Annotated in this window: 16 protein-coding genes and 2 pseudogenes; 8 read left to right on the forward strand and 10 right to left on the reverse strand. The window is 69.5% G+C overall.

Annotated elements, in window-relative coordinates:
* Window positions 1-83: 83 nt before the first annotated feature.
* From O7605_RS21090 to O7605_RS21105, 4 genes are all read right to left on the reverse strand, one after another.
* Window positions 84-1,472, reverse strand: coding sequence for a poly(ethylene terephthalate) hydrolase family protein (locus O7605_RS21090; protein ID WP_269740759.1), 1,389 nt, complete (start codon window positions 1,470-1,472; stop codon window positions 84-86).
* Window positions 1,473-1,571: 99 nt separating this feature from the next.
* Window positions 1,572-4,028, reverse strand: coding sequence for a non-reducing end alpha-L-arabinofuranosidase family hydrolase (locus O7605_RS21095; protein ID WP_443083956.1), 2,457 nt, complete (start codon window positions 4,026-4,028; stop codon window positions 1,572-1,574).
* A gap of 497 nt (window positions 4,029-4,525) precedes the next feature.
* Entirely contained in the window at window positions 4,526-5,560 is a 1,035-nt protein-coding gene (locus O7605_RS21100; RefSeq protein ID WP_269740760.1) for an NAD-dependent epimerase/dehydratase family protein, read from the reverse strand.
* 86 nt (window positions 5,561-5,646) lie between these two features.
* Window positions 5,647-6,210 (reverse strand): TetR/AcrR family transcriptional regulator, encoded by a 564-nt coding sequence (locus O7605_RS21105; protein WP_269740762.1) that lies wholly within the window; start codon window positions 6,208-6,210, stop codon window positions 5,647-5,649.
* Window positions 6,211-6,387: 177 nt separating this feature from the next.
* On the opposite strand from O7605_RS21105, the gene O7605_RS21110 reads away from it, so the two are divergent.
* The gene (locus O7605_RS21110) at window positions 6,388-7,098 is read left to right on the forward strand and encodes an alpha/beta fold hydrolase (RefSeq protein ID WP_269740763.1); all 711 of its coding nucleotides are present in this window, start codon (window positions 6,388-6,390) and stop codon (window positions 7,096-7,098) included.
* Window positions 7,099-7,179: 81 nt separating this feature from the next.
* Window positions 7,180-7,731 carry a hypothetical protein gene (locus tag O7605_RS21115; RefSeq protein ID WP_269740764.1) on the forward strand — a complete coding sequence of 184 codons (552 nt, stop codon included), beginning with the start codon at window positions 7,180-7,182 and terminating at the stop codon, window positions 7,729-7,731.
* A gap of 99 nt (window positions 7,732-7,830) precedes the next feature.
* Here the strand turns inward: O7605_RS21115 and O7605_RS21120 are convergent.
* The 3 genes and pseudogenes from O7605_RS21120 to O7605_RS21130 all read right to left on the reverse strand — a co-directional run.
* Window positions 7,831-8,673, reverse strand: a pseudogene (locus O7605_RS21120) (PaaX family transcriptional regulator); the annotation flags it as partial.
* A 62-nt stretch (window positions 8,674-8,735) separates the two neighbouring features.
* Complete coding sequence (locus O7605_RS21125) at window positions 8,736-9,515, reverse strand: SDR family oxidoreductase (RefSeq protein WP_269740765.1); 780 nt, start codon at window positions 9,513-9,515, stop codon at window positions 8,736-8,738.
* 32 nt (window positions 9,516-9,547) lie between these two features.
* A pseudogene (locus O7605_RS21130) lies at window positions 9,548-11,361 on the reverse strand (glycoside hydrolase family 15 protein).
* Window positions 11,362-11,688: 327 nt separating this feature from the next.
* Here O7605_RS21130 and O7605_RS21135 point away from each other — a divergent pair.
* Window positions 11,689-12,912 carry a cellulose binding domain-containing protein gene (locus O7605_RS21135; RefSeq protein WP_269740766.1) on the forward strand — a complete coding sequence of 408 codons (1,224 nt, stop codon included), beginning with the start codon at window positions 11,689-11,691 and terminating at the stop codon, window positions 12,910-12,912.
* 96 nt (window positions 12,913-13,008) lie between these two features.
* Here the strand turns inward: O7605_RS21135 and O7605_RS21140 are convergent, their stop codons facing one another.
* Complete coding sequence (locus O7605_RS21140; protein WP_269740767.1) at window positions 13,009-13,674, reverse strand: response regulator transcription factor; 666 nt, start codon at window positions 13,672-13,674, stop codon at window positions 13,009-13,011.
* Complete coding sequence (locus O7605_RS21145; RefSeq protein WP_269740768.1) at window positions 13,671-14,855, reverse strand: sensor histidine kinase; 1,185 nt, start codon at window positions 14,853-14,855, stop codon at window positions 13,671-13,673. Before O7605_RS21145 ends, O7605_RS21140 begins: the two co-directional genes overlap by 4 nt.
* 200 nt (window positions 14,856-15,055) lie before the next feature.
* Between O7605_RS21145 and O7605_RS21150 the strand changes: the two genes are divergently transcribed.
* From O7605_RS21150 to O7605_RS21170, 5 genes are all read left to right on the forward strand, one after another.
* The gene (locus O7605_RS21150; RefSeq protein ID WP_269740769.1) at window positions 15,056-16,066 is read left to right on the forward strand and encodes an NAD(P)-dependent alcohol dehydrogenase; all 1,011 of its coding nucleotides are present in this window, start codon (window positions 15,056-15,058) and stop codon (window positions 16,064-16,066) included.
* Between the two features lie 49 nt (window positions 16,067-16,115).
* The gene (locus O7605_RS21155) at window positions 16,116-16,487 is read left to right on the forward strand and encodes an ArsR/SmtB family transcription factor (protein ID WP_210830450.1); all 372 of its coding nucleotides are present in this window, start codon (window positions 16,116-16,118) and stop codon (window positions 16,485-16,487) included.
* 224 nt (window positions 16,488-16,711) lie between these two features.
* Window positions 16,712-18,529 (forward strand): carbohydrate-binding domain-containing protein, encoded by a 1,818-nt coding sequence (locus tag O7605_RS21160; RefSeq protein WP_269740770.1) that lies wholly within the window; start codon window positions 16,712-16,714, stop codon window positions 18,527-18,529.
* Window positions 18,530-18,608: 79 nt separating this feature from the next.
* Complete coding sequence (locus O7605_RS21165) at window positions 18,609-18,878, forward strand: hypothetical protein (RefSeq protein ID WP_269740771.1); 270 nt, start codon at window positions 18,609-18,611, stop codon at window positions 18,876-18,878.
* Window positions 18,879-18,986: 108 nt separating this feature from the next.
* Complete coding sequence (locus O7605_RS21170) at window positions 18,987-20,264, forward strand: CehA/McbA family metallohydrolase (protein ID WP_269740772.1); 1,278 nt, start codon at window positions 18,987-18,989, stop codon at window positions 20,262-20,264.
* 123 nt (window positions 20,265-20,387) lie between these two features.
* On the opposite strand, the gene O7605_RS21175 is transcribed toward O7605_RS21170, so the two are convergent.
* Entirely contained in the window at window positions 20,388-22,016 is a 1,629-nt protein-coding gene (locus O7605_RS21175; RefSeq protein WP_269740773.1) for an alpha/beta hydrolase-fold protein, read from the reverse strand.
* Between the last annotated feature and the right edge of the window lie 589 nt (window positions 22,017-22,605).

The raw sequence follows: 22,605 nt of genomic DNA on the forward strand, positions 1-22,605 counted from the left end.
CTGGTCGGACTTGCTACCTGCGCCCTACAGCCGGTGAGCCTGCCCGGCCTCGGATGGACTGTTCATCGGCGAGGCCGTGGCTGTCAGGCGAGGGGTGCGAGGCGGAATTGTTGGTTGGGTTGTCCGTGGCAGTCGTAGAGCTGGATCTGGGCTCCGTTGTTGCTGCTCCAGACGTCGAGGCAGCGTCCGGACTGGACGCCGGTGATGGTGCCGTTGGAGTTGACGTTCCATTGTTGGTTGGTGCCGCTGTGGCAGGTGTAGATCTGGATGGCGGCGCCGTTGCCGGAGCCTGCGGCGTCGAGGCACATGTTGTCGTAGACGCGTAGTTGCCTGTTTGAGGTGTAGGTCCAGGACTGGTTGGTCTGCTTGTTGCAGTCGTAGAGCTGGACGCGGGTGCCGTTGTTGCGGGAGGCGTTGGGTACGTCGACGCAGCGGCCGGACTGGGTGCCGATGATCTCGTTGGCCGAGCCGGAGGGCGGTGGGGTGGTCGGCGTCGGCGTTGGGCTGCCGGTCGGCGGCGTGGTCGGGTCCGTCGGCAGCAACGGGCAGGTGCTGCGGTAGGTGACCACTCCGCTGCTGTCCAGCAGCGGGCAGAGGAACTGGCTGTACCGCGAGTCGTTGTCGACGAACATCTTCAGGAACGGCAGCATGGTCCGGATCAACACCGGGTTGGACCGGCCGACCATGAACCCGTGGTCCCCACCGGCGACCTCGAGGTAGACGCTCTCCGTCGAGGCCGGAAGGCTGTTGTACAGGTTGAGGGCGTAGGACGGGGTGACCACGGTGTCCGCCTGCCCCGAGATGACCATCGTGGGCACCCGGTCGTTGGCCAGGTTCTGCGACGGCGAGTACGGCGTGATGCCGACCGCCGCCTTCAACGACGAGCGCCGGATGGCCGCGCTGAGCGCTCCACCGCCGCCCATCGAGTGACCGGAGACGGCCAACCGGTTCGGGTCGACCCGGTCGCGTACCGGGCTCTGCTGCGTCAGGTAGTCGAGCGCGGCGAGCAACTGGGTGCCTCGGGCGGTGTCGAAGTCGTTACGGCTGTTGGTCTCGATGCCGATCACGACGAAGCCGTGCGAGGCCAGCCACGGGCCCATCCAGGCCAACTCGGCGGAGAACAACGCCGTGTAACCAGGCGAGATCGCGATGGCACCGAAGGTGCCCTGGCTGGTGTCGGTCGGGTAGTAGATCCTGCCGCCGTTGAAGCCGTACCCGGTCGGGACGCTTACCGACGTGTTGGCGAACGGGCCGTTGACGGCCGCGACGCTGGCCCGGGTGGGGTCCGGGCCCCGCTGGTACGGGTTGTCGGCGGCCGATGCGGACCCGGTCGCCACCGTCACGGTGAACATCCCGACGGCGGCCGCGAGCCCCGCCGTGGCGAGCTTGAGCAGCCGACGCCGAATGCCGGGGGACACTCGGCCGGCATGATCTTCCCTCGCGAGCGGGGGGTGATGTGCGTGTCCTCGCACTGTCGATACCTCCTGGTGGTGGGGTGTGTGAGGGATGGGCGGGCCCGGACTGCGCCGAGCCCGCCCGATCCGGCTGTGCCCGAGCCGGATCCGTCGCCGTCAGCGCTGCAGGGTCAGCACTCCCGGGCGGTACGGCAGCAGGCCGTAGTCGCCGCCGGAGTTGGGGGAACGGCCCTGGTAGAGCATCTGCAGGTTGCAGGGGTCGATGGTCATGGTCTGGTCGGCGTTGGTCCGGATCAACTCACCGTGGCTGATGTCGTTGGTCCAGGTGGCGCCGCTGTTGGCCTTACCGGCGAACGGGTTGCTCTCGGTGGCCGCCTGCGGCGTCCAACTGCCGCCCAGGCTGGTCGCGGTGAACGACCGGAAGTACCGGCCCTGCGAACCGATCGCCTCGACGATCATCAGGTACCGCTGCTGACCCTGCAGCTTGTACACCTGGACACCTTCGAACAGGTTGTTCGTGGTGTCGGTCATGATCGTGGTGTAGTTCGACCCGAAGCTGCCCGGGAAGTTCCCGATCGGCATGCTCGCCCGGTAGATGCGGCCGTTGTCACCGGCGAAGAACAGGTACATGTTCTGGTCGTCACCGATGAGCGCCTGGTCGATCGGGCCAGTGCTGGAGTTCGAGATCGACCCGGTGAACAGCGTCTGGTGCGCCGACCAGCTGTTCACGTTCGTCGGGTCGGTCGAGGTCCGGTACGAGAACGCCGGTCCACCCCACTGGTAGGCCAGGACCCAGATGTTGCGGGGTGCGAAGTAGAACAGTGAGGGGGCGACCGCCGCGAACGGCATCGCGTTCTGGCTGGCCGAACCCATCTGGTTCCAGTTCGAGAACAGGCCGAAGTTCATCGACCCCCAGGTGGTGCCGGTGTCGTGGGTGGTCCCGTACACCAGGTGCTGACCGTTGTACGGCGCGTGGGTGAAGTCCTTCAGCGAGACCCAACCCGACCTGGGCTGCGCCAGGGCGCCGGTCGACGACCACCGGTAGCTCGACGGCAGGTTGCAGGTACCGGTCGGCGGCGGGGTGGTGGTCGGCGGCGTGGTGGTCGGCGGGGTCGTGGGACCGCCGAGCGGGTTGAGGCGGAACTGCTGGTTGGGCTGCCCGTGGCAGTCGTAGAGCTGGACCTGCGCTCCGTTGCTGGTGCTCCAGACGTCCAGGCAACGCCCGGACTGGACGCCGCTGATGGTGCCGTTGGAGTTGACGTTCCACTGCTGGTTGGTGCCGCTGTGACAGCTGTAGATCTGGATCGCGGCGCCGTTTCCGGAGCCGCCGGCGTCGAGGCACATGTCGCCGTAGACGCGTAGCTGCTTGTTCGAGGTGTAGGTCCAGGACTGGTTGGTCTGCTTGTTGCAGTCGTAGAGCTGCACCCGGGTGCCGTTGTCACGAGAGGCGTTGGGTACGTCGACGCAGCGGCCCGACTGGCTGCCGACGATCTCGTTGGCCGAACCGGACGGCGGTGGGGTGGTCGGCGTCGGCGTGGGGGTGGGCCCCGGCGTGGTGGGCGTGGGAGTCGGCCCGGGGTCGGCGCTGTTCAGCGCGTCCAGCGTGGCCGTGTACGCCTGCTTCTTGTTGCCGTTGTTGTCGAACAGCAGCGGGGTGCCGTACGAGCGCCACGAGTCGCTGTCCCGGATGCCCCACACGGTGATGCCGTTGCAGCGGGGCACCGCGAGGCAGTCGTTGACCACGTTGCGGTAGGTGTTGGCCTGGGTGGTGCCGGAGCCTTCGATGTCCAGCTCGGTGATCTGCACGTCCACGCCGAGCGCGGCGAAGCTGGACAGCGTGGTGCGGTAGTTGCTGTTGTACGCCGACTGCGCGTTGAAGTGCGACTGGAACCCGACGCAGTCGATCGGCACGCCGCGCTGCTTGAAGTCCTGCACCATCCGGTAGACGGCCTGGGTCTTGGCCCAGGTCCAGTTGTCGGTGTTGTAGTCGTTGTAGCAGAGCTTGGCCTCCGGGTCGGCGGCCCGCGCGGCCCGGAACGCGGCCTCGATCCAGTCGTTGCCGGTGCGCTGCAGGTTCGAGTCACGCCGCGCGCCGCTGTTGCCGTCCTCGAACGCCTCGTTCACCACGTCCCACGAGTCGATCTTGCCGCGGTAGTAGGAGGCGACCCGGGTGACGTGGTTGAGCATCGCGTTACGCAGCGCGGTGCCCGACATGTTCTGCATCCAGCCGGGCTGCTGCGAGTGCCAGGCCAGGGTGTGGCCCCGCACCTTCCAGCCCCGGGACAGGGCGTGGTTGACGATCCGGTCCGCGTTGCCGAACGTGAAGTTGTTCTGCTGCGGCTCGGTCGCGTCGATCTTCATTTCGTTCTCGGGCGTGACCGAGTTGAACTCGCGGTTCAGGATCGTCGTGTACGCACCGTCGTTGAGCTTGTTCGCCGCTACCGCGGCACCGAAGTACCGGCCGGACTGGCCGGCAGCCGCGGCGAGGGTGGTCTCGGCGGCGTGGGCGAGACTGGGTAGCAACGACACGACGAGGGCCGCAACTATCGCGGCAGTTCCGGAGACGGAGAGCGTTCGAAGTCGACGCCCGGAGGGACGGGTCCGGGAGATCATGCTGATCCTCCAGTGGTGGGATTAGGACAAACGCGGTCGCTGTTCGGTGGAAGATTCCGCTCGGGATCGGCGGAGTCCCACGATGTCGAGCCCGCCGGTCGATGCGGGACCCACATCTGGCGCACCCGGTCGGAAGTCGGCTCCGGCCACTGACCAGCAGGTGAAGGGTTGCGATGAGTGGCCAGGTCGCCCGCCGGGAGGTGGTTGCGGCGTGAGGTGGTGGTGGACGTGGTGACCTGGGATGGTGGTGGGGCCTGGTGCTCGGGTGCGGCGCCTCCAGCGACTGGAAGTGATGTTAACGATCACATCGATCGATGGCTCTCAGGCTGGCAGATAAATCCATTGTTTTCAACCGGTAGTTTCGGGCAGCAACCGAAAGTTTTTCGGACGATGCTCGGTGCTGCTGGTCATGGTGCGTCCGGCGGTGCCACATGTCCGTCCGTTCAGGTCGCACTGGTATGGCCGCACGGCGGCGGCGATGTCGTCTCCTCCGTCGCTCACGCGGGTTGGGCGAGGCGGGGCCAGGGGTAGCCGGCGGCCTCGGCTTCGGCGAGAGCCGCGCGGACGGCGTTCCGCCAGTCCTCGCGGGGGGTGTACCCGAGGGTGCGGGCGGCGTGGTCGGAGGGGCAGTCCCAGTCTTCGGAGACATGCACCAGAGACCGGGTCAGGAAGGGCTCGGAGCCGGGCAGGAAGGGGTGCAACTTCTCCATCAGCCAGGCGAAGGCGTACCCAACGCTGTACGGGACGCTGAACCAGGGCCGCGGGGAACCGGTCTCGTCGGCGATGAACTCGATGACGTCGCGGGCGGCGGGCGAGGTCGGGCCGCAGATGTTGAACGACTCGTAGTCGTCGAGCCGGTCGGCGGTCGCGGCCAGCGCGAACGCCTCACCCAGGTCGCCACCGCCCACGAGTGCGAGTCGAGCGCGTCCGCCGGCCAGCCAGGGCACGAGGCGGGTGCGTAGTCGGGGTACGAGTGCCGGCACCATGCCGAGGGCGTTGCCGGCCCCGACAAAGTGCCCGAGGCGCATGGTGACCATCTGGGTGCCGCGATCGCTGCGACGGCGCATGTAATCGTCGAGGTCGATGAGCCGGTCGAGGTGGGGCCAGAAGCCGGTGCGGCGGGTCGGGGCGAAGTCGTCTATCGGGCCGCCGTCGGCGGGGCGCGCGGCGATCGCGATCGTGCTGGTCTGGACGAACCGGCGGACACCCCGGTCGATCGCCTGGTCGATGAGGTCCCGATTGGGCTCGAAGAACTGACGGCGCTCCAGTTCGGCGTGGCCCCAGAAGGCACCCCAGGTGCCGGCGTGGCAGACGACGTCCACGGCATCGACGACGGCGTTGCGGTACCCGGGGTCGCGCAGGTCGCCGACCCGGGTTTCGCCAGCGAACTCGGCCGGAAGTCGGTCGGGCGTGCGGCAGGCGGCGATGGCGGTGACGTCTTGCCGGGTGGCCAACGCGGCGAGGATGTTGCGGCCGAGGAAGCCGGTGGCACCGGTGACCAGAACTCGGGTGGTGCGTGGTCGTCCGCTCATGCCGTCGCCTCGGTCGGGCTACCGGCGGCAGAGGACGGAGCGGACAGTAGGACGATCACGGTTGCTCCTTGCTGTCGCTGGGCGGACTACAGGGTTCGGATCCAGCCGATCAGCCGGGTGGTCTCCCGGTCGACGTACGCGGGGTCGTCGAGGCTGTGCGCGATCAGCGACACGCCCTGGAGCGCGGACAGCAGGTGCAGGGCCAGGTCGGCGGCGTCGGCGTCACGTCCGAGCGCGCGGAACTGCTCCTCCAACCAGCCGAGCAACTCGGTGAAGATGGCGCCTGTCTGCTCGGCCAGTGGACCGCCGGCCTTGTGCAGCTCGGCACACAGGGTGCCGACCGGGCACCCGCTGCGGGCCAGTGCCGCGCGGTTGTCGGCCGTCATCTGTACGAACGCCGCCAGTCGCGACCGGGCATCACCACTCTGATTCCACTGTCCACGGAGCGTGGCGTAACGCCCGGCGTGTTGTGCGACGAGCGCTTCGCCGATGGCCTCCTTCGTCTTGAAGTAGTAGTAGACGTTGCCCAGCGGCACCCCGGCCGCGCCGGCGATGTCCGCGAGCGTGGTGCGGGCGAATCCCTGCTCATGCACCAGCCGAACGGCGGCGTCGACCAGGCGGCTGCGTTTGTCGGGATGGCGGTTCAACATGCCCCCTCGGCACTCAGTTAGTTAGCCAACTTACTGACCGGGGGTGCGGTGGTCAACCCGTGCTGATCGCGGTAGCCCTGCTGAGGCTGCCGCCGGTTTCACCTCTGTCTGGCGGGTATTCAGCCGGACCGCCGAGGCCGGCGGTGACATCTGCACGCAGTGAGGGAGCGCAGCGTCATGCCTGACTCGCAGCCCACCATCGTTCTCGTGCACGGCGCGTTCGCCGAGTCGGCGAGCTGGAACGGTGTGATCGAACGGCTGGCCCCCGCGTACGACGTGGTGGCCGCCGCCAACCCGTTGCGGGACGTCGCGGGTGACGCGGCGTACGTGCGAGACGTGATGCGCGGGATCGGCGGTCCGGTCGTCCTCGTCGGCCACTCGTACGGGGGAATGGTCATCACGCAGGCTGCCGCCGGCGATCCGTCGGTACGGGCGCTCGTGTACGTCAACGCCCTCGCCCCGGACACCGGTGAAACGGCGTTGTCGCTGTCCGGAAAATTCCCCGGCAGCACGCTCGCTGACACACTGGTGAAGTATCCGTTGTCCACCGGCGGTAACGAGGTGGCGATCGGCCAGGACGCCTACCACGCGCAGTTCGCCGCCGACGTGCCGGCCGACCTTGCCGCGCTGATGGCCCGGACCCAGCGGCCGATCACCGAACGTGCCCTGGGCGACGAACTCTCCGGGGCCCCCGCCTGGCGGTCGCTGCCCAGCTGGTTCATCTTCGGGGACGCGGACCGGAACATTCCGGTCGCCGCGCACCGGTTCATGGCCGAGCGGGCCGAACCACGTGGCCAGCGGGAGATCGTCGGCGGCTCGCACGCGATGGCGGTGGCCCAGCCGAGCGAGATCGCCGAGACGATAAGCGAGGCGGTCCGCGGGTCGTGAGCCGCAGTGGCGGCCGGCTGTCGGGTGCCGGCGATCCCGGTGCCGGTGCGTACCGCGCGCGGCCGTGGGTACCCAGTGCCCATGGCGCGGTACACGAAGCCTGAGCTGCGCGAACAGCTCAAGGAAGAGATCAAGGCGTCCGACCGGGGTGGCCGTCCGGGACAGTGGTCGGCGCGCAAGTCGCAGCTGCTCACCAAGGAGTACCAGAAGCGCGGTGGCGGCTATCAGGGCCCGAAGGACGAGCGGCAGAAGTCCCTGCAGCAGTGGGGCGACCAGAAGTGGCGGACCAGGCAGGGCGGCACCCGGGCGCGACACGACGGCGAGACCGACCGTTACCTGCCCGATCAGGCGTGGAAGCAGCTCTCCGCCGAACAGCGGCAGGCGACCGACGCCAAGAAGCGGAAGGCGTCGAAGTCCGGGAAGCAGTACGTCGCCAACACCGGTCCGGCCAAACGCGCCCGGCGGAACGCCGTCTCGTCCGTGTCGCTCACCGATCTGCCGGTAGCCGAAGCGGCCCGACACGTCCGCGACCTCGACACCGGCCAGCTCCGGGCGGCACTGCGGGAGGAACGCGCGGGAAAGGGCCGCAAGACGCTCATCCAGCGCCTGGAGTCGGCACTCAGCCGCCGCTGACCGGCGCCGGGAGGCCGGACCGCGCCGGGGAGTAGGAGGCGCCGGCACGGGTACGCCGGGGTACGGTGTCGCCACCTGGACCAGACGTGCCTGGGCGAGCGCACCGAGCGCGGAGTGGATGTCGAGAAAGGTTTCCCTGGCCCGTTGGCGAGGCCATGGCCGGGGCAGCAGATGATGGGGCAGATCCGGATCGGTGTCCGGGAACCTGCGCCAGGAATCCATGGCGGAGGTCCGGGCGACCAGCGCACTGGCCGCGTCCACCTCGCCGTTGCGGGCGGCTACCCGCAGGTCGGCGTACTGCTCGATGAAGGCCGTGTAGGCGGCGGAGAGTGCGGTCAGATCGTACGCCGAGGCCGGACCGTGTGGCCCCGACTCATCGTCGAAGCGCACCTGCATGATCGACCAACGAGCGCCCTCGACGCGGTGCAGCAGTTCGTCAAGCGCCTCCCGCACCGGCGCGGTCTCGCGTCCTGGTCGGATCCACACGCTGTCGTACAGACCCACGAACCGTAGCGCGCTCAACGACCTGCGCACCCCGTGGCGAACCGCCTGGCCGGAGCTGGGGATCGAGAAGGAGACCATCACCCATTCGCCGGTCCACCGCGGTGGTTGGGCACCGAAGTTCAGAAAGTGCCGCATCCGGGAGCGGTGCTTGGCGATCGCCTGCGAGGTGAGGTGATAGACCGGCGGTCGTCTGGTGCCGCGCGTCGCGATGAGACCACGCTTGACCAGTCGGGACAACGCCGCACGGGCACTGGACTCGCTCACCCCGAACTCGCCCAGTATCGCGATGACCGCCGTGGACGGCAGATCGGCCTGCGAGGAGTCGAGATATTCGCCGAGCAGGGTCGTCAACAGGTGTTGCGGGCTGGAACCGATCTGGGCCCGGGGAATGCGGACCTCGTCGGCGGGCTCCTGGGCGTTCACCTCAACAGCCTGCATCACCACCTGGCGCGTCAGCTCGCCGGCCGACCGGTGCACCTCGGGCAGGACGGGCCGGACAGTTACGCGCCCTGGCCCTGGTTCTGCATCAGGCCGCCGTCCATGAAATACGTCGACCCGGTGACGTAGTCGGCGTCGTCGCTGGCCAGGAAGACGGCGAGCTTGGCGATCTCCTCCGGCTGCGCGGCCCGCTTCCACGGAATCGACTGCACCTGCTCCTCCAGGAACTTCGGGTCGTCGATCGCCTGCTGGTTGAACGGGGTGAGCACCATGCCGGGGCCGATGTTGTTCACGTTCATGCGCATCGGAGCGACCTCCAGGGCGATGCTCTTGGCCAGCTCGAGCATGCCGCCCTTGCTGGCGTCGTAGTCGGAGCCGCCCGCCCGGGCCACCTCCTGGTGAATCGAGGTGATGTTGATTATCTTGCCGTGTCCGCCCTGGTCACGGCGGTGCTGGATGAACCGCCGACAGCAGAAGAACATCCCGTACAGGTTGGTCCGGATCGACCGGTCCCAGGTCTCGGTGTCCAGGTCGGCCACCGGGATGCCGGAGGCGTCCACGCCCGCGTCGTTCATCAGGATGTCGAGCCGGTCGAACTCCGCGAGGGCCTCGTCGAACATCGCCTCGACCTGATGCTCGACGCTGATGTCGCCCTGCACCACAACGGCGCGCCGACCGGCCTTCTCGATCTCGGCCTTCGTGTGGTTCGCGCCCGCGTGGTCGTGCAGGTAGTGCACCACCACGTCGGCTCCCTCCCGGCCGAACTCGATCGCGGTGGCCTGCCCGATTCCCGAGTCGGAGCCGGTGATCAGAGCGGTCCTGCCCGCCAGCCGTCCGGTCATCACGGCCTCCTTCGTCGACGCCGGGCGGCCGATTACCCGCCTGCCCCGGTCCTAACCGAACGGGATCGGACGCCGGCCTCCGCCTGGTCGATGACCCAGGCGGCGTTGATGAGGCCGATGTGGGACAGCGCCTGGGGGAAGTTGCCGATCTGGCTGCCGTCGCTGCGGTCGATCTCCTCCGAGAGCAGGCCGAGATCGTTCGCCCGGGCGGTCACGCTGTCGAAGATCTGCCGGGCCGCGTCGATCCGCCCGGCCAGGGCCAGTGCCTCGGCCAACCAGTACGAGCAGGTGATGAAGGCGCCCTCGTCGCCCGCGCCCGTCCAACGCTGCACCAGACCGTCCCGGGTCAGGTCGCGTTCGATGGCTCGCACCGTGGCGAGGACCCGCTCGTCGTCGCCGGGCAGGAACCCGAGGATCGGCATGCCGAGCACGCTGGCATCGAGGTGGTCGGAGCCGAACGCGCCGGTGAACGCCTCGCTCGACGGGTTCCACCCCTCGTTCAGGATCGCCGCTCGTACCTCGTCTCGGGCCTTCGACCACCGTGGCACCGCCGCCTCGGCGTCGAGATCGCGCGCCAGCTTGACGGCCCGGTCCAGCGCCACCCAGCACGCCAGCTTCGAGGTCAGGTAGTGCCGCTCGCCCTCGCGTCCCTCCCAGATGCCGGCGTCCGGCTGGCGCCACGTGTCGGCGGCCCGGTCGGCCAGCGATCGAAGCAGTTCCGCGGCCGCGGGCGACAGGTCCGCCATCTGGTCCCGCAGCACCCACGCGCACTCCAGCACCTCGCCGAGGACGTCGAGCTGCTTCTGCTGCCAGGCGTCGTTCCCGATCCGGACAGGTCGGCTGCCGCGGTGGCCCTCCAGGTGCTCCAGAGGGTGCTCGGTCAGGTCACGCTCACCGGCAGCGCCGAACATGATCGGCACGTGGTCCGCCCCCCGCACCGATCCCATCGACGCGGCGATCCAGTCGAAGAACCTGCGCGCCTCGTCCGGACAGGCGGCAACCCAGAGCGCCTTCAGGGTGAAGCTGCCGTCGCGGAGCCAGGCGAACCGGTAGTCCCAGTTCGCCGCGCCACCTACCACTTCCGGCAGCGAGGTGGTGGCCGCGGCGATCACCGCGCCGGTCGGCTGGTAGGTCAACGCCTGCAACACCAGTGCGCTGCGCCGGACCTGCTCCCGGTAGGGCCCCTGGTAGCCCTGGTGGATGCGATCCCACGACTGCCAGGCGGCGATGGTGTCGCGCAGTACGGCACGCCCGTCCAGCGGCCCGATCTGCTGGTCCGCGGCCCGGCGATGATGCAGCGCGAGCACCGCGCTGTCACCCTCGGTGAGCGTGAATCGTCCGGTCACCACCGGACCGTCAACTGTCAGACCACGGTCGCTGGTCAGCACCAGCCGGTCGGTACCGCCGGATATCTCGATTCCCAGCGGTGTCTCGGCGATCGATGGACTTGTTCGTCCGTATTCCGGCCGGGCCACGACCTCGATCGCCACCTCCACCGTGCCGGCGACCGCGTCGACCTGCCGCAGCAGCACGTGCGGCGACCCGAAGCCGATCCCGTGCCCGCGTTCACCGAAGCCGAGGCCGAGGGCATCCGTCAGACGCAGTACGCCGCTCGGGGTGTGGAACTCCGTACAGAGCACCATGGTCCCGTCGAGGTAGCGCCGGGTGGTCGTGTGCGGCCCCGGTGGCCGGATCGACCAGTGGCCGCCGGTGGTGCCCAGGAGCCGTGCGAAGACGCTCGGCGCGTCGAATCTGGGTGGACACCACCAGTCCACGGACCCGTCCGAGGAGACCAGTGCGGCACCCTGACGTCGCCGAGAAGCGCGTAGTCGCTGATCACCGCCACACTGGCCGGACGCCGCCTCGTGGATCACCCATTTCCAGGCCTCACGCGACCCCGCCCGGCCGGAGCCGATCGGCGGGAGCACCGCAGCCACCCCGCGGGCCGACGGCGGTCCGAGCCCTCGGTAGCCGAGCGATACATTGACACTTTTCGTTGCGGGAGTGATAGTAACTGCACACAGCTCCCATCGGATCGCCTGTGGGGACCGCGGCCGGGCGGTCCGCAGCACCGACCTGACCCGTGGCCAGCGTTGGCCGCCGTGGTCGGGGTGCGATTGAACCACCGCCACCGCACCGCAGGGAGCGCCGTCCCGAATCCGCTGGAGGGTGCATGAGCAGGAGATCGAAGATCTACGCGGCCCTGGTGGCCGCGATCGTCCCGGCCACTGCCGTGATCGTGACGCTCGGCGCGTCACCGGCCGGCGCGGCGGTCGGTGGTTCCGGTCCATACCCCGCCGACCACGAGACCTCGGCGAGCCTGGCCAATCACACCATCTTCCGGCCCCAGACACTGCCGGCCGAGCGCCTTCCCATCCTGGCCTGGGGCAACGGCGGCTGCTCGGCCAACGGTTTGTCGCAGGGCAACTTCCTCCGCGAGATCGCCTCCCACGGGTTCCTCGCCATCGCCAACGGCGCCCCGAACGGATCCGGCTCCACCAACGCCCAGATGCTCACCCAGTCCATCGACTGGGCCGTCGCGGAGAACTCCCGGCAGGGCAGCAAGTACTACGGCAAGCTCGACACGTCCAAGATCGCGGTCGCCGGCTTCTCCTGCGGGGGCCTGGAGGCCTACGCCGTCTCGAACGACCCCCGCGTCACCACGACCGGGATCTTCAGCAGCGGCCTGTTGAACGATGCCGACGACTACCAGCTCCGGAGACTGACCAAGCCGATCGCGTACTTCATCGGCGGGCCCAGTGACATCGCGTACCCGAACGCCATCGACGACTGGGGCAAGCTGCCGGCCGGACTGCCCGCCTTCATGGGCAACCTGAACGTCGGGCACGGCGGGACCTACGACCAGCCGAACGGAGGCGAGTTCGGCCGGGTGGCGGTGCTCTACCTCAAATGGCGACTGAAGGGGGACACCACCGCCGGCACCAACTTCGTCGGCGCCAACTGCGGCCTGTGCCGCAGCCAGTGGAGTGTCCAGCAGAAGAACCTGACCCTCGACGGCGATCCGCCGCCCACCACCCCGCCGCCCACGACTCCGCCGACCACCCCGCCCAGCACTCCGCCGACCACGCCGCCGAGCGGGACCCCCGCCTGCACCGCCGTCTACTCGGTGCAGGACCAGTGGAACAGTGGTTTCGTCGCCAACGTCAGCGTCACGGCCGGCAGCACCGCGCTCACCGGCTGGCGGGTCACCCTCAACCTGCCGAACGGCGCGTCGGTCAGCTCGATGTGGAACGGTGTGCACACCGGTACCAGTGGCACCGTCACCGTCACGAACCAGAGCTACAACGGACGGCTGGCCCCCGGTCAGACCACCAGCTTCGGATTCCAGGGCACCGGCAACGGCAGCGGAGCCACCGTCACCTGCACGGGCACCTGAGCCAGCCCGACGAGTCAGACCCCGGGACGGGCCGGGTACCGTGCCCGTCCCGGGGCAGCCCTCGGTGTGCGCGCGGCGCACCCCGCGCCGCGCCGGTCAGGGCAGCCAGCCGGGACGGACCAGACCGGCCTCGTAAGCGAACACCACCAGCTGGGCGCGGTCCCGGGCACCGAGCTTGACCATCGCCCGGGACACGTGCGTCTTGGCGGTGGCCGGACTCACCACCAGCCGCGTAGCGATCTCGTCATTGGACAGCCCGGTGCCGACCAGGGCCACCACCTCCCGTTCCCGCTCGGTCAGCTCGGCCAACCGCCGGGGCGCGGCCGGTGTGGCGGTGCCGGCGGCGAACCGTTCGATCACCCGCCGGGTCACACTCGGCGACAGCAGCCCGTCGCCGGCCGCCACCACCCGCACCCCCTGGATCAGGTCGGCCGGTTGGGTGTTCTTCACCAGGAAGCCGGCAGCACCCGCGCGCAACGCCTCACCGACGTACTCGTCCAACTCGAACGTGGTGAGCACGACGATCCGCACGCCGGACAGCTCGGGGTCGGCGGTGATCTGCCGGGTGGCGGCCAGCCCGTCCACGCCGGGCATCCGGATGTCCATCAGGACCACGTCGGGAACGGTCTGCCGGGCCAGCCGGACCGCCTGGGCGCCGTCGCCCGCCTCGCCGACGACGGTGATGTCCGGCTCGCTGTCCAGCAGCGCGCGGAAGCCGGCCCGGACCAGCGCCTGGTCGTCGACGAGCAGTACCCGGATCACGCGGTCGCCTCCCGTGTCTCGTCGCTGCCCAGCGGCAGGGTGGCGCGGACCCGCCAGCCGCCGCTGCCGTCCGGCGCGGGGCCGGCGCTCAGTTCGCCGCCCAGCGCGGCGGCCCGCTCCCGCATCCCCGTGATGCCGTTCCCCGCCGGTGGAACAGGACCCGGCTCCGGTGGCGGCGCGCCGCCACCGTCGTCGTCGACCTCGACGACCAACGCCTCCGGTCGGTACCCGATGGTGACGGTGGCGGCGGCACCCGGCCCGGCGTGCCGGCGGATGTTGGTGAGCGCCTCCTGCACGATCCGGTACGCGGCCCGATCCACCGCGGCGGGCAGTTGTCGGCTCGTCCCGTCGATCACGGTCCGGGTCGGCAGTGCGGCGTCCCCGGTCAGCTCGGCGAGCCGGTCCAGTCCCGGCGCGGGCGTACGCGGAGCGGCCCCGCCGGCCGGGTAGAGCGTGTTCAGCACGGCCTGGACCTCGCGCAGCGCCTCCGCGCTGGACTGCGCGATCGCGTCGAGCGCCGCCCGCGCCTGCTCCGGGTCGCGGTCCATCAGGTGCAGACCGACACCCGCCCGCATGTTGATCAGCGACAGGTGGTGGCCGAGCACGTCGTGCAGCTCGGCGGCGATCATCAACCGCTGCTCGCTGGCCCGGCGGCGTTGCCGCTCCTCGGACAGCCGGCGCTGCTCCGCTATGCCGTTGCGGACCTCGGCGGCGACCAGGATGCCGATCTCGGTGACCAGGCCGGCACCGGCGATCAGCGCCAACGCCGCCAGTGCCTGGTTCAGCGTGGCACCGCTGACCAGCACCCAGAAGGCGTACGACCCGGCGGTTGTCGCCGCCACCAGCCACCGGTGCCCGGCGGCCATGACCGCCGCCGCACCGATCATCGGCGCCAGCAGTGTCACCCCGACCGGCCGGCCGAGCAGGTGGTACGCCAGGGTCACGGCGACCACGATCAGGAAGTTCCGCCTCGGGAACCGGTGCCGGTCGGCAAGCGCCAGCCCACTGAACACCAGCAGCACGTACCCGACAATCCCGACGCTGGCGTGCTGCCAACCGGCGACGATCGCGGTTCCGACCGGCTGCGCGAGCGCGGTCAGCACCGCCAGCCCCGGCCCGGGCCGCGACGTGGGCGGTTCGTCGGGGGATGCCACGTCGGCACCGGGGCTCGACCGGCTCATGCCCGCACTGTAGGCCGATCGGAGTCGCCTGCGGCAGCCCGGACGGGAGCAACCCGGCGTACCCCCGGCGGAGTAGGCCGCTGCTGCCGCTGCCGCGCGGGGAGTAGCAGCGGTGCCGCCGTCGCGCCGACGCGTCGACCGGTCATCGCCGGCAGGCTCGGTCGTATGGCAATCGACATCTCTCGACGAGGAGTTTCCCGATGAAGGCGATCGTGCAGGACCGGTACGGCTCTCCCGACGTCCTGCGGCTGCGCGAGGTGGACGTCCCGACACCCGGCGACGACGAGGTGCTGGTCCGGGTACTGGCAAGCTCGGTCAACGCCTACGACTGGCACGCGATGCGGGGCGACCCGTATCTGTCCCGACTGTCGTTCGGGCTCCGCCGGCCCACCGCGCCGGTCCGGGGCCAGGACTTCGCCGGCCGGGTCGAGGCGGTCGGTCGGGCGGTGACCCGCTTCCGGCCCGGCGACGAGGTGTACGGCGAGGCCGGCCCCGCCGGGGGTGCGTTCGCCGAGTACGTGTGCGTGGCCGAGAAGTTGGTCGAGGCGAAACCGGCGAACCTGAGCTTCGAGCAGGCGGCGGCGATCCCGCTGGCCGCCACCACCGCTCTGGTCTGCCTACAAGACGGCGCCCGACTCCAGGCGGGGCAGCACGTGCTGATCAACGGGGCGTCCGGCGGGGTGGGCACCTTCGCGGTGCAGTTGGCCAAGGCGTACGGCGCACAGGTGACCGCGGTGTGCCGGACCCGCAACGTCGACCTGGTCCGGTCGCTCGGCGCGGATCATGTCGTCGACTACACCAGGGAGGATTTCGCCCGTACCGACGCGGTCCGTGCCGGCCGCCGCTACGAGGTGTTGCTCGACCTGGTCGGCAACCGGTCGTTGACCGACTGTCGGCGGGTGCTCACCCCGGACGGGACACTGCTGCTGTCCGGCGGCGGCGTGTTCACCGGCGGCAGCGTCTTCGGGCCGATGAGCCTGCTGCTCCGGGGGCCGCTGGTGGGCCGTCTCGTCCGGCACCGCATCGTCGCGCCGTTCGCGGCGGGTGGCCGGGGGCACCTCGCGACGCTGCGGGAGTTGGCCGAGTCGGGCGGGCTCACCCCGGTCATCGACCGGACCTACCGGCTGGACGAGGTGCCCGACGCGATCCGGTACGTCGAGACCGAGCATGCCCGCGCCAAGGTGGTGGTGAGCCTTCTACCCGACAACTGACGGTGATACAGCCCTCGTTTCACCACCTAGCCGTGGTGTTGCTGCAACGATGCAAGACGTGGGAACTGCGAAGACTACGACGCCCGCCATCTCGCCGCTTACCGGCGAGCCGATCAAGCCTGCCGATGCCGAGCGGCTCGCGGGAGTGCTGAAGGCATTCGCCGATCCGGCCCGGTTGCGACTGCTCAGTCTGATCCAGTCGTCTCCGACGGGAGAGGCATCCGTCAGCGACCTCACCGCGCCGCTCGGGCTTTCCCAGCCGACGGTGAGTCATCACCTGCGGATCCTCACCGAGGCCGGTCTGCTCGAGCGGGACAAGCGCGGTGTCTGGGCGTACTACCGTCTGGTGCCGTCGGCGATCGCCGCGATCGCCGACCTGTTGACGCCGCCGCGCAAGCGAGCGGCGAAGAAGAGCCGCTGACCGGGAGCGTCGACGGCCGGCACCTGTGCCGGCCGACCCGGCACCTGGCCTGCACGACGACGCCGAGCCGATGGCCGTTCTCCTGGCCATCGGTCCGTCGGCGGTTGCGGCCGACATCGCGTGTACTGGCCACATTGTGGGCGATTCACCGGTAATTCATCGACGTTCATCTATACTCGGCGAAGCGTGGATCCCGTCCCATCCATCTGAGTCAGGACAGAGCCATGAAACGCATCCCGCTGAGAGCCACTGTGCCCGTCGGGCTGGCGATCGCATTGATCGCCGGCCCGCTGGGGACACCGGCCACCGCGCAGGCGACCGTACCCATCACCCTAACCGGCGCCAGCGCCAGCAGTCCCAGCGCTGACGTCACCATCGCCGGGCGGGCCGTGACGATCACCGCGCCGGGCACCTACGAGATCAGCGGCACCCTCAACGACGGCTATCTGAGCGTCGACACCGCGGCCTCGGGTGCCGTGAATCTGATTCTCAACGGTGCCACGATCAGCAACTCCAGCAACGCGCCGCTGCAGGTCGCCGACGCCGACGAGGTCGTGATCACGCTCGCCGCCGGCACCACCAGCCAGCTCTCCGACGCGACCCGTTACGTCTACCCGGACCCGAGCACGGACGAGCCGAACGCCGCCCTGTTCAGCACCGCCGACCTGCGGATCAACGGGACCGGCGCGCTGACCGTGCGGGGCAACGCGTACGACGGCATCACCAGCAAGGACGGCCTGGTCATCGAGTCCGGCACGATCACGGTGAACGCGGTCGACGACGGCATCCGGGGTAAGGACTTCCTCGACATCACCGGAGGCAGCCTCGACGTCACCGCGGGCGGCGACGGCATCAAGTCCGACGACACCGAGGCGGACCGCGGCCGACTCGCCATCACCAACGGCACCGTGCGGGTGAACGCCGGTGACGACGCCATCAAGGGAGAGAACACCGTCGCCATCTCCGGCGGCACGGTCACCGTCACCAACTCCTACGAGGCGATCGAGAGCCGGCAGGTCACCATCAGCGGCGGCAACGTCAACGTCACCGCCCGCGACGACGCGATTAACGCGGTCGAGGACGGGTACGGCGACTTCGACGTGGCACCGAACGCGTTCGTCCGGTTCACCGGCGGGACCACCCTGGTCAACTCCAGCATCGACGGCATCGACTCCAACGGCTCGGTGACCTTCGCGGCCGGCACCGTCGTGGTCAGCGGACCGAGCACCGGCAGCCCCGGCGAGGGCGCGATCGACTCGAACGGCCCGGTCCACTTCACCGGCGGCACGATGCTCGGGGCGGGCTCGACCTCGATGGCGGTGCTGAGCCTGCCGCCGACCTCCGGCCAGGGCTGGGTGGCTCCCCAACTGTCCAGCAGCCAGCCGGCCGGCACCCTGCTCCACCTGGTCTCCGGCGGCCAGGTGCTCGCCTCCTACCGGTCCCCCAAGAACTTCCGCGAGGTGGTCTTCTCCTCCAACCGGATCCAGCACGGGCAGACCTACGAGGTCTACCGGGGCGGTAGCCTCTCCGGCACGACGATCGGCGGCATGGCCACCAGCGGCGGCAGCATCGCGGGAGCCACCAGGCTGATGACCGTCACCGCCGGCCAGTACCGTGGCGGCCTGGTCGGCTGGCCGCCCGGCGGTCCGGGTTGGCCGCCGCCGACGACTCCGCCGCCCACCACCCCGCCGCCGAACCCGACCACTCCGCCGCCGAACCCGACGACCCCGCCGCCGAGCGCTGGCGGCTGTACGGCGACCTACAGCGTCGCCGGCCAGTGGCAGGGCGGCTTCCAGGGCGAGGTGCGGGTCACCGCCGGCTCGTCCGCGATCAACGGTTGGCGGGTGACCTGGACGTTTGCCAACGGCCAGACGATCAGCCAGGTGTGGAACGCGACAGTCAGCGCCAGCGGCTCGGCGGTGACGGCGACAAACGTCTCCTTCAACGGTTCGCTCGGCGCCGGCGCGAGCACCACCTTCGGGTTCCTCGGTAGCTGGAACGGCAGCAACTCGGTACCGACCCTGACCTGCACCGCGACCTGATCGGTAAGCACCGCCCGATCAGGGAGCCCGGCACCGGCTGGTGCCGGGCTCCCTGGCCACGGGCTGACAGACTGCTCGCATGCTGCCCCCGCGCTGTCACGTCTGCCATCTCGAACCCGCTCGACCACCGCTCGGCGACACGCGCAGCGACTTCGTTCTGGTGCACTTCGCCGACGCCGTCAACCCGCCACCCGGCTGGGTGGGGCACCCACCAGGCGCGGTGTGGTTCTGCGGGGAGCACGCGCCACTCGGTGCGGATCGGGAACATCTCGGCAGCGAAAGCGCACTACGCGACATCGACATCAAGCTCGGTCGGTTGCCCAGGCCACTGCCGAAGGTCGACTGTTAGCGAACTCCGGCGTCGGTCAGGGCCGGGAAGCTCCGTACGGCAGGTGTTCGACTGAACGACCACCGAGCTTGGTGGCATCGTCAAGTAGAGACATGTTCATGTTTGCTCATGAGTGGACATCATCCCCACCACTGCCACCACGATCACCGATCCACCGACGAGGTGCCGTACGGTCAGGTGAACGTCGCCCCGGCACTCGGCCGGCGGGCGCTGCTGGCCGGTGCCGGCGGCGCGCTGATGCTGGCCGCGCTGCCGACCTCGGCCCGGGCGGCCAGCACGACGATGGCCAACGCCCCAACCACGACCGCGGCGGCCGGCGCCGCCCGGACCTCCCTGGTCACCCAGGGCACGATGCTGGTGCACGCCGACATGCACAACCACACCGTCGCCTCGGACGGCGACGGGAGCCCTGAGGCCGCGTTCGCCTCGATGCGTGAGGCCGGTCTCGACGTCGCCGCGCTGACCGACCACGCCACGCTCTTCGCCATCGACGGGCTCAGCTCGTCGGAGTGGCGGACCACCGGTGACCTCGCCAACGCCGCGAACGACCCGGGCCAGTTCACCGCGATCCGCGGATTCGAGTGGTCCCATCCGTTGCAGGGGCACATCAACGTGTGGAACACCTCCGACTTCGCCGACCTGTGGCGGGCCGGCAGCACCGGCAGCCTGTACCGCTGGCTGATCGGACGGCCGGGTGGCCTGGCCAGCTTCAACCACCCCGGACGTGAGGTGGGCCGGTTCGACAACTTCTCCTTCAACGCCTCGGCCCGCGACCAACTGGTGGGATTGGAGATGTTCAACCGCACCGACGACTACCTGTTCGAGGGCTGGTCGTCCGGGATGACCTCGCCGCTGGTGGCCTGCCTCAACGCGGGCTGGCGGCCGGGCCTCACCGGCGTCACCGACGAACACGGCACCACCTGGGGCTTCCACGAGGGCAAGGGCCGCAGCGGCCTGTGGGTCACGGAGAACACCCGGGCTGCGGTGTTCGAGGCGATGGCGGCCCGCCGTTCCTTCGCCACCCGGGTCTCCGGCCTGCGGGTGGACGCCACGGCCAACGGCGTACGCATGGGTGGCGTGCTGAACGTGACGTCCGGCGACGTCCGGTTCCTGCTCGACCTCGACCGCGGCCCGGCCTGGGACGGCAAGCCGCTGCGCATCCAGGTCCTGCGCCCCGGTACGTCCGCGCCGACCGTCGTCGACGTCATCGACACGGTAAACGGTCGGGTCACCGACTTCACGGTGCCGCTCGACATCGCCGACGGCGACTGGGTGGTGCTCCGGGTCTCCGACCCGTCCCTGCCCAACGGCACGCCCGGCCCGGCTGGTCACCCGTGCAACGACTTCGGCGTGGCGTACACCAGCCCGTGGTGGCTGCGCCCCTGAGCCGGACCGTCACGTCCGGCACGGATCGGCGCGGCGCCAGCAGGTCGTCGAGGTGGCCGGCCCGGGACCGGATCGCCAGTGGGCCGACGACGGCACGTCGTCGGCCCACCATGTGCCTGTTGGTTACCGGACCCGAAGCCGCTGGTGGACAGCGGCAGCGGGCGCGTAGTTCCGGTCACCGGAGTAGGCGACGTGGACCGGGTACACCCCGGCCTCCAATTCGGCGGTTGGCAGCTTCACCACGGCCTTGCCGCCGGCCAGCGGCACCACCTGGGTGGCACCACCGAAGGTGACGGTGATCTCACCTGTCACCTTCGGTGCCTTCTTGTGGCGGGCCTGGGCCCGCACGTCGACGTGCAGCTTGAAGATGTCGCCACGGACGATCGACGCCGGCGTGGCCTTTGCCTTGATCACGGTCCGTGCCGTGCCCACGGTGTCGACTTCCGACCACAGGTGGTCGCGGGCGAAGATGGTGAACAGTTGGCTCGCCGTCATGCCGTCGTGCGCGCCGGGGACCTGGGCCGTCTCGGCGGCGTACCCCCGGGCCCGGAAGTTGTCCGCGATGGCGTTCTGCGCGTTGAGGCTGCCCTCGAAGACGCCGTTGCCGAGGAACACGAAGAGGTCGTCGTCCCCGACCGCGGCCGCGACGTTGTCGTAGTCCTGAGTGGACAGGGACGGGTTGCCGGAGAAGTGCCCGTAGTAGGCGAACGTGGTCGGGTAGCCCCTGATGACGTGGGCGCCCGTCATGCCGCCGTAGGAGAATCCGGCGTAGGCGCGGCCCTCCCGCTCGGTCGAGACGTTGTACTTCTCCTCGATGAGCGGAAGGATCGTCTGGACCAGGTTGTTGGCGGCGTTGGTCTGGTTGTAGGAGCCGAAGCCGAGGCTGGTGCCGGTGAAGTGGTTGCCCATGGTGACCACCACCGTGGGCTCGATCTCGCCCTTGGCCGTCATGTTGTCCAGGATGTTGGGGACGTTCGCCGGGACCATGAAGTCGGTCTCGTCACCGAAGATGCCGTGGGCGAGGTACACCACCTTGTACGGCTCCGCCCGCTTGGGGTTGTAGTCGGCTGGCAGGTAGACACCGAGGTAGTGGCCGCTGTCGCCCAGGATCGTGGTGTAGGGGATGTACGAGACGGTGCCCCGCTTCCTGCGGTCCGCGATCGGAAGTTCGTACTCGGCACGCTCCTTCAGCACCGGGTCGTTCTGCTTCCTGCTGTACGGCACGTAGACGGCGTCGAGGACGTCGTTGTTCCGGACCCGGAAGGAGGCATCACCCGGAGGTCGGGGATGTGTCGAGGCGGGATCCCAGATGCGCTTGTTCTCCCAACCCTGGGTCGGGTCCCAGACCCGGTACCAGTAGCTGATCCCGCCGGCGTGCAGGGGCAGCGAGACCGACCAGTAGCCCTTCGAGTCCCTGGTCATGTCCCTGAGGAACTCGGTGCCGCCGGAGTGGTACCGCCCCGGCTGCCACTCCTCCGGCTGGTAGCGGGTGTTGCCGGTGTCGACGTCGAGCAGAGTCAGATCCCCGGCAAGGCGGACCTGCGTAGCGCTGGGATTGTGGTAGACGAAAGTGACGGTGTATCCGGTCGGTGAGCCGCGATCCGGCTTGACGGTCGCACCCTCCACCACCGGGCGCTTTCCTCCTCCGGCGGCGGCTGGTGCGGAGATGGTGGCGCTGGCACCAACACCGAGCGTCATGATCGTGAGCAACGAGATCGCACGGCTGAGCCGGCGTCCGATCGGTCTCCTCATCTGGGACTACTCCTCTATGGTCTGGTGCGGCCTCATCGAGATCTACGGCTTCTTCCGGACATCGACCACCGAGGGACGTTCCGCCTCACCTCCAACCGACGTCCTGCGGGGGCGCGGTCAGCCCCAAGGCCAACCCGTGCACGTCCTATGCCGTTCCGATGGTCTGCTAAATCGAATTAGCCTCGGTAGTGTGGCCGGGGTCACCTTCAAGTGTCAAGGGTGTTGCGGCAGTGTTGCGCGATCTGTCGCTCCTGCGTACGGCCCGACGGGGCCGTGGGCGAACGCGGCGAGCGCCGTCACTGAGTTCGATCCCGTCGACCGTCGACCGCTCCGAGCCGCGGATCGACATCCGGTGTCCGCGACCACCCGAACGGGTGGCGACGTGAAAAGCGCGTTAAGAAACGCCGGTTCCCCGTGATGGTCGCGTTATAGCCCCTGTCGTCGGGGGGCGAGTGGCGTTGTGATTGCGCGGCGCGGCCGGATGGGGCCGCGCGGAACCTGGTCCGGAATGAGGAGTCAGACGTGTCTGACGTGCTGTTCGTGCTGTTGACGGTGGCGCTGTTCGCGGCGCTCGCCCTGGTGGTGAGGG

This window comes from Verrucosispora sp. WMMA2121 (genome assembly GCF_027460185.1).
Lineage (GTDB): Bacteria > Actinomycetota > Actinomycetes > Mycobacteriales > Micromonosporaceae > Micromonospora > Micromonospora palythoicola.